The 7,490-nt window shown below is 67.0% G+C and carries 6 protein-coding genes and 1 pseudogene; 3 read left to right on the plus strand and 4 right to left on the minus strand.

What is annotated here, in order from left to right:
- From IE312_RS39795 to IE312_RS13060, 4 genes are all read right to left on the minus strand, one after another.
- Nucleotides 1–353, minus strand: a 353-nt coding sequence (locus IE312_RS39795) for an ATP-binding cassette domain-containing protein (RefSeq protein ID WP_229899636.1), incomplete at its 3' end; no start/stop codon positions are given.
- Nucleotides 354–363: 10 nt separating this feature from the next.
- Nucleotides 364–1,344 carry an ABC transporter permease gene (locus IE312_RS13050; RefSeq protein ID WP_189981352.1) on the minus strand — a complete coding sequence of 327 codons (981 nt, stop codon included), beginning with the start codon at nucleotides 1,342–1,344 and terminating at the stop codon, nucleotides 364–366.
- 84 nt (nucleotides 1,345–1,428) lie between these two features.
- Nucleotides 1,429–3,213 (minus strand): ABC transporter substrate-binding protein, encoded by a 1,785-nt coding sequence (locus tag IE312_RS13055; RefSeq protein ID WP_189981353.1) that lies wholly within the window; start codon nucleotides 3,211–3,213, stop codon nucleotides 1,429–1,431.
- A 78-nt stretch (nucleotides 3,214–3,291) separates the two neighbouring features.
- Nucleotides 3,292–4,320 (minus strand): ABC transporter permease, encoded by a 1,029-nt coding sequence (locus IE312_RS13060; RefSeq protein WP_189981354.1) that lies wholly within the window; start codon nucleotides 4,318–4,320, stop codon nucleotides 3,292–3,294.
- Between the two features lie 490 nt (nucleotides 4,321–4,810).
- Here IE312_RS13060 and IE312_RS13065 point away from each other — a divergent pair, with 490 nt between their 5' ends.
- The 3 genes and pseudogenes from IE312_RS13065 to IE312_RS39800 all read left to right on the plus strand — a co-directional run.
- Nucleotides 4,811–6,436, plus strand: coding sequence for a peptide ABC transporter substrate-binding protein (locus tag IE312_RS13065; protein ID WP_189981355.1), 1,626 nt, complete (start codon nucleotides 4,811–4,813; stop codon nucleotides 6,434–6,436).
- Between the two features lie 6 nt (nucleotides 6,437–6,442).
- A complete protein-coding gene (locus IE312_RS13070) occupies nucleotides 6,443–7,366 on the plus strand; it encodes an ABC transporter permease (RefSeq protein WP_189981356.1) in 924 nt (307 codons plus the stop codon).
- Nucleotides 7,359–7,490 (plus strand): annotated as a pseudogene (locus IE312_RS39800) (ABC transporter permease); the annotation flags it as partial. The gene IE312_RS13070 and the pseudogene IE312_RS39800, both read left to right, overlap by 8 nt.

The following is a 7,490-nucleotide window of genomic DNA, read 5'->3' on the forward strand; positions in this document are numbered from 1 at the left end:
TACGTCTCGCCGATCTGCGCGCCGATGGTGTGGTACGGCGACAGCGAGGCCAGCGCGTCCTGGAAGATCATCGACATCTTGTTGCCGCGGAGCCGCTCCAGCTCCTTCTCGGTGGCGGTGATCAGCTCCTTGTCGTCGAGCAGGATCTCGCCGTCGAGGGCGGTGTTGCGCGGGTCGTGCAGGCCCAGGATCGCCATGTTGGTGACGGACTTGCCGGAGCCGGACTCGCCGACGATGCCGAGGGTCTTGCCCTTCTCCAGGTCGAAGGAGAGCCCGTCGACGGCCTTGACGATGCCGTCCTCGGTGGAGAAGTGCACCTTGAGGTCGCGGACGGAGAGGAAGGGGGTGCTCATGGGTCTCTCCTTAAGCGAGGCGCACGCGCGGGTCGATCAGGGCGTAGACGGCGTCCACGATGATGTTGAAGACGACGATCGCGCCGGCGGCGACCAGGACGACGCCGAGCAGCACCGGCAGGTCGTGGTTCTGGACCGCCTTCACCGAGAGCATGCCGAGGCCCTGGAGGCTGAAGGTCGACTCGGTGATGATCGCGCCGCCGAGCAGCACACCGAGGTCGAGGCCGAAGATGGTGATGATCGGGCCCATGGCGCCGCGCCAGGCGAAGCGGAAGAACACCGTGCGGCGGGACAGGCCCTTGGCGCGGGCGGTGCGCACGTAGTCCTGGGTGAGCGACTCGACCAGCTGGGAGCGCGTCATACGCGTGTAGTTCGCGGTGAAGATCAGTGACAGCACCAGCCACGGCACGAGCAGGCCGGAGAACCACTTGCCCGGGTTGTCGGTGAACGGCGTGTAACTGGCCCGGTCCATCAGGTGCAGCTGGTCGACCAGGAGGTAGGTGGCGAAGACGCCGACGACGTAGATCTGCATCGAGGACGCGATCAGCGAGGCCGAGCTGGCGATCTTGTCCAGGGCCTTGCCCTGCTTGACGGCAGCCAGCATGCCGGTGCCGACACCGAAGAACAGGAAGACGACCGCGGCACCCAGGGACAGGGAGACCGTGGTGGGGAAGCGGTCCAGGATGGTGTCCAGCACCGGCTCGCGGCTCTGGAAGGAGAAGCCCAGGCAGGGCGCGTCACAGTGCCCGAACGAGCTGTAGTCCCGCCCCACGAACAGGCCCTTGAGCCATTCCCAGTACTGCACGGGGAGCGGGTCGGAGATCGCCAGGTTCTTCCGCACCAGGGCCAGGGTCTCAGGGGTGCAGACCTTGCCGCACGCGATGCGGGCGGGGTCGCGCGGAGCGGCGTAGAACAGGACGAACACCAGGGCACTGATGATCAGCAGGATCACCGCGGCGCCGAGGATCCGGCGGACGAGGAAGCGGAACATGGCAGTTGGGATTTCCTGACGGATGCCGTAGGGGGGTGAGACGGCGGGGCGGCGCCTGGGCCGCCCCGCCTAGGGGGCCGTACGTCAGGCCTTGACGAAGGTCTTGTACAGCAGGGTCGCGGAGAAGTTCGGGTCGAACTGGGCACCGCCGACCTTGTTGCCGTAGACGTAGAAGCGGCGCTGGTACGTCTCGGGGATCATCGGGGCGACCTCCTCCATGATCCGCTTGTCCAGCGCGGCCCACTCCTTGCCGGCCTTCTGCTGGTCCGGGATGACGGCGTTCTTCTTGATGCCCTCGTTGATCCAGTCGACGTCGGTCTGCGACACGTTGTTCTTGCCGTTGCCGATGGCGTCGCCGTCGAGCAGCGGCTGGATCATCGTGAAGGCGGTCGGCCAGTCCGGGGACCAGCCGCCCCACATCACGTCGTAGCTGTTGTCGATCTGCTGCACCTCGTCGTAGTACGCCGTGGACTCCAGCGGCTTGATGATCGGGGTGAAGCCGGCCGCCTTGAGGGCGTTCTCGATGACGACCTTGGTCTTGTTGTAGGTCGGGTCGTTCGGGAAGGCGTAGACGATCTTCTGGCCTTCCTTGCCGGCTTCCTTCAGCAGCTTCTTCGCGGCCTCCGGGTCGCCCTGCGGCTTCTTCAGCTTGTTGTACACATCGGTCTTCTCGTAACCGATGATGTCGGGGCTGAGGATCGAGGACGCGAAGTCACCGGCGGACGGGCCGCCGTAGATCTGCCGGATCTGCTGCAGCGGCCACGCGTGGATCAGAGCCTGGCGGACCTTCAGGTCCGTCACGCGCTTCATGTTGATCCAGTAGAAGTACGTGCCGGTCAGCAGACCGTTGAAGGTGCGCTTCTTCAGGTCCGGGTCGGTGAGGACCTTCTGGATGCGCTCGGCCGGGACGCCCTTGTAGATGGACACCGCGTAGGCGTCGTCGCCCTGGGAGGAGATGAGGCGGTCGACGCCGTCCAGCGTCTCGACACCGAAGTGGAACTCGAAGCCGTCCGGGTAGGCGTTGCGGATCGAGTCGGTCTTCGGGTCCCAGTGCTTGTTGCGGATCAGCACCATCGACTTGTCGGTGGTGTGCGCCTTGATCTTGTACGGGCCGCAGGCGACCGGCTTCTTGTCGTACTTCTCCTTGGTGTCCAGCTTCGCCGGCACCGCGGCGTAGGAGTGCATGGCCAGGGTGAAGTTGAAGTCCGGCTTCGACTCGGCCAGCTTGAAGGTGATGGTCCGCTTGGCCTTGTCGGTGACGATCGAGTCGAGGTGCTTGCCCTTGTACGGGCCCTCGTACGTGTCACGCCACTTGCCGCCCTTGCCGGTCAGCGCGCGCTGGGCGTAGTCGGCGCCCTCGGTGACGAACGGCGCCCAGGCGCGCTCGAAGCCGTGGCGGACGTCCTCGACGGTCAGCTCGCTGCCGTCCTCCCACTTCAGACCCTCCTTCAGCGTGAAGGTCCAGGTCTTGTTGTCGTCGGAGGCCTTGCCGGTGTCGGTGGCCAGGTCACCGACCAGCTTCTGCTTGCCGGCGGCGTCGATCTTGTAGCCGGTCAGGCAGCGGTGCAGCAGCAGCGCGACGGTGGAGTTGTACGCGAAGTAGATGCGCTGCGGGTCCAGGTGCGAGAAGTCGTCCGGGGCCAGGCCGAAGATCGTGCCGCCCGTCTTCGCGCCGGGGATCTCCGGGGCCGGGCCGGTGGAGTCGGCCGCGGTGCCGACGGTGACCTTGGCGCCGGTGTACTCCGTGGCGCCGGCACTCGGGGTGCCGCCGCTGCCGCCCCCGTCACCGCTGCTGCACGCGGACAGCACGGTCGAGCCCGCGGCCGCGACAGAGGTGGCGATCAGGAAGTTTCTGCGGGAAAAGGACATGGCTGGCCTGTTCTGCTGGAGGAACGAAGTGGTGCAGGACCCCGGCCGGGCCCCGTCGCCGTGGCCGGGGATGACGCGTCAGCGCTTGGTCTTGGGGTCCAGGGCGTCGCGGACCGAGTCGCCGAGGAGGTTGAAGGCGACCACGAAGATCACCATCGTCAGGCCCGGGAAGAGCATGAAGGTGATGTCGTCCTGGTAGAAGTGGGCGCCGTTCTGGATCATCACGCCCCAGTCGGGGGTGGGGTCCGCGAGTCCGACGCCGACGAACGCCAGGCCGGCTTCCGCCGTGACGTACGCGGGCAGCAGAAGCGTGGACTGGATCAGGATCGGCGTCCACAGGTTGGGCAACAGTTCCTTGAAGATGATGCGGGCCGGGGAGGCACCGGTCACCTTGGCCGCCTCGACGAACTCCCGCTCGCGCAGGGCCAGGACCTCACCGCGCAGCAGACGGGCGATGGAGGCCCAGCCGAAGGCCGTCATCACGAGGATGAGGCTGGTAACGATCAGCCAGACCGGCGTGTTCTCCTCGTCGGAGACGAAGATCGCCATGACCACCGGCCAGAAGGCGATGAAGAACAGCGTCTGCGGGAACGCCAGCAGGATGTCGATCACGCGGCCGACGAGGTAGTCCGTCTTGCCGCCCAGGTAGCCCGCGGTGATGCCGATGACGACGCCGAGCAGGGTGGTCAGCAGGGCCGCGGCGGTCGCGATCAGCAGCGAGTTGCGGATGCCGTACAGCAGGAAGGTGAAGACGTCCCGGCCGAGCTGCGGCTCGATGCCGAACCAGAAGTCGGAGCTGATGCCGCCGTTGGGCTTGATCGGGAAGTTGAACTCGTTCAGCAGGCCCGGGGTGTTCATGCCGTAGGTCGTGTACGGGTCCTTGCCGTACAGCTTGGCTATGAGCGGCGCCGCGATGCCGATCACGAAGAAGAAGATCACCACGAAGGCGGATATGACGCCCGTCCGGTCCCGCTTGAAGCGGGTCCAGGCCAGCCGTCCCGGGGAACGGCTCTCGCTGCCCTTGAGGGTGTCGGGCTTCGCCGATGCGGGGCTGTCTTCGTCGGCCACCTCAAGTGGGGCGGCCGGGGAAGGGGTTGCGGGGGTCATGATGCTCCGTGCCTTGTGGGTCAAGGCTCCGCAGGGCGCTCCCCTACGGGCTACGCCGGACTTTTTCAACGCAATTCATTCAAGGTCAATAAATTCTCGGCCGCCTTGGTTGTGTCTTTACCTTCTTTGCTCTTCCTTGATCATTCCGTAGCTACGCGGGTAGCGCGCTGTAATCAATCCGTGCTTCACATCGGACTAACTGGACCATTCGGGCAAGGAGTTCGATATGCGGACGGTGGAGTGTCGAAATGCGTACATCTCCCTGCCTCAATCCAACGTTTCGGCATCGTTGCGCGAAGATCTATTGCGCTCGGCCCGCAAAGATCATCAGGGCGGCGGACGGGCGGTGCCTGCATTCGGATGACCTGTCCCCCCAAAGGCCGCTCAATCGGGCGGCGGACATGCGATACATGGCTTATATGGCGATATTGACCGGTACCGGTCTCGCTGGCGGCCGGTACCGGTCCAGTGCGCACGGAGGAGGCACGGCATGCGGGGAGTCACGCGCGCCCGAGGGGCCGCCTGCGCGCTGGCGGTGGCGCTCGCCGCGGCCGGCTGCGGGGGCGGCGGCCCGGCCGGCGGCGCCGGCGGCGCGGTGCTCAGCTCCTCCTGGGGCGACCCGCAGAATCCGCTGGAGCCGGCCAACACCAACGAGGTGCAGGGCGGCAAGGTCCTCGACATGATCTTCCGGGGCCTGAAGAAGTACGACCCGAGGACCGGCAAGGCCACCGACATGCTCGCCGAGTCCATCGACACCGACGACTCCCGGAACTTCACGATCCGGGTGAAGCGGGGCTGGACCTTCTCCGACGGCGAGAAGGTCACCGCCCGTTCCTTCGTCGACGCCTGGAACTACGGGGCGAGCCTGAAGCACCACCAGAAGAACGCCTACTTCTTCGGTTACGTCGACGGGTACGACAAGGTCCACCCCAGCAGCGGCACGCAGACCGCCGACACCCTGTCCGGGCTGAAGGTGGTGGACGACCACACGTTCACCGTCAGGCTGCGCCAGACGTTCTCCGGCTTCCCCGACACCCTCGGCTACGCCGCCTTCGCCCCGCTGCCCCGCGTGTTCTTCACCCACCACGCGGCCTGGCTGGCGAAGCCCGTCGGCAACGGCCCCTACACCGTCGAGTCCTACCGGAAGGGCTCGCAGATGTCCCTGCGGAAGTGGGCCGGCTACCCCGGACCCGACAAGGCCCGCAACGGCGGCGTGGACCTGGTGGTGTACACGGACAACAACACCGCCTACACCGACCTCCTGGCAGGCAACCTCGACCTCGTGGACGACGTGCCCGCCGCCCAGCTGAAGAACGTCAGGAGCGACCTGGGCGACCGCTACATCAACGCCCCGGCCGGCATCATCCAGACCTTCGCCTTCCCCTATTACGACAAGGCCTGGAGCAAGCCGGGCGCGGAGAAGGTCCGCACCGGCCTGTCCATGGCGATCAACCGCAGACAGATCACCGAGACGATCTTCGACAGGACCCGCACCCCCGCCACCGACTGGACCTCGCCCGTCCTCGGCGCCGACGGCGGCTACCGGGCCGGCCTGTGCGGCAGGGCCTGCTCCTACGACCCGGCCGGGGCGAGAAAACTGATCAAGGAGGGCGGCGGGATCCCCGGCGGCCAGGTCCGGATCACCTACAACGCGGACACCGGCTCGCACAAGGAATGGGTGGACGCCGTGTGCAACTCCATCAACAACGCCCTCGGCGACAGCAAGGCCTGCGTCGGCAACCCCGTCGGCACCTTCGCCGACTTCCGCAACCGCATCGGCCGGCACAAGATGTCCGGCCCCTTCCGGGCCGGCTGGCAGATGGACTACCCGCTGATCCAGAACTTCCTGCAGCCGCTGTACTACACCGACGCCTCCTCCAACGACGGCATGTGGTCCAACCGGGACTTCGACCGGCTCGTCGACCAGGCCAACGCCGAGACCGACCAGGCCAGGGCCGTCCGGCTGTTCCAGCGGGCGGAGGAGGTCGTCCGGGACCACATGGCCGCCATCCCGCTGTGGTACCAGAACGGCAGCGCCGGCTACTCCGAGCGGCTGTCCGGCGTGGCGCTCAATCCCTTCAGCGTCCCCGTCTACAACGAGATCAAGGTCGGCTGAGCCGTCATGGGACGCTATGTCGTCCGGCGACTGCTGCAGATGGTCCCGGTGTTCGTCGGCGCCACCCTGCTGATCTTCCTCATGGTGAACGTGATGGGCGACCCCGTCGCGGGCCTGTGCGGCGAACGGCAGTGCGATCCGGCGACCGCCGCCCAGCTCCGGCACGAGTTCGGCCTGGACGAGCCGCTCTGGCTGCAGTACGCCACCTATATGGGGAACGTCTTCACCGGCGATTTCGGTACGGCGTTCAACGGCCAGCCGGTCACCGAGCTGATGGCCACGGCCTTCCCCGTCACCATCCGGCTCACGGTCGTGGCCGTCCTGTTCGAGGTCGTCGTCGGCGTCACGCTCGGCGTGCTCACCGGCCTGAGGCGCGGACGGCCCGTCGACACCACCGTGCTGCTGCTGACCCTGGTGGTGATCTCCGTGCCCACCTTCGTCACCGGCCTGCTGCTCCAGCTGCTGCTCGGGGTGGAATGGGGCTGGGTCAGACCGTCGGTCTCCGCGGAGGCCCCGTTCGGCGAGCTGATCGTGCCGGGCCTGGTGCTCGCGTCCGTCTCCCTCGCCTACGTCACCCGGCTGACCCGTACCTCCCTCGCCGAGAACAGGCGGTCCGACTACGTCCGCACGGCCGTCGCCAAGGGCCTGCCCCGGCACCGGGTCGTCACCCGGCACCTGCTGCGCAACTCCCTCATCCCGGTGGTCACCTTCATCGGGACCGACATCGGCGCGCTGATGGGCGGCGCGATCGTCACCGAGCGGATCTTCAACATCCACGGCGTCGGCTACCAGCTCTACCAGGGCATCCTGCGCCAGAACAGCCAGACCGTCGTCGGCTTCGTGACCGTCCTCGTCCTGGTCTTCCTGGTCGCCAACCTCCTGGTCGACCTCCTGTACGCCGTACTCGACCCGAGGATCCGCTATGCCTGAGCAGCCGTACGAGCCCGAGCGCGCGATCGCCGGCACCGGCATGGGCGGTGCGATGGACCTGGGCGCGAGCGAAGCGGTCACGCTGGAACCGGCGCCGGGGCCCGCGGGGCCGGCGGGGGCCGGC

Origin of the sequence: Streptomyces capoamus, from assembly GCF_014654935.1 — a bacterium.
In the GTDB taxonomy this organism is placed as follows: Bacteria; Actinomycetota; Actinomycetes; order Streptomycetales; family Streptomycetaceae; genus Streptomyces; species Streptomyces capoamus.

What these genes read in the sequence shown, in the direction of transcription:
- IE312_RS13060 (WP_189981354.1), bottom strand. Translation starts at nt 4,320, where the DNA reads ATGACCCCCGCAACCCCTTCCCCGGCCGCCCCACTTGAGGTGGCCGAC.
- IE312_RS13050 (WP_189981352.1), bottom strand. Translation starts at nt 1,344, where the DNA reads ATGTTCCGCTTCCTCGTCCGCCGGATCCTCGGCGCCGCGGTGATCCTG.
- IE312_RS13070 (WP_189981356.1), top strand. Translation starts at nt 6,443, where the DNA reads ATGGGACGCTATGTCGTCCGGCGACTGCTGCAGATGGTCCCGGTGTTC.
- IE312_RS13065 (WP_189981355.1), top strand. Translation starts at nt 4,811, where the DNA reads ATGCGGGGAGTCACGCGCGCCCGAGGGGCCGCCTGCGCGCTGGCGGTG.
- IE312_RS13055 (WP_189981353.1), bottom strand. Translation starts at nt 3,213, where the DNA reads ATGTCCTTTTCCCGCAGAAACTTCCTGATCGCCACCTCTGTCGCGGCC.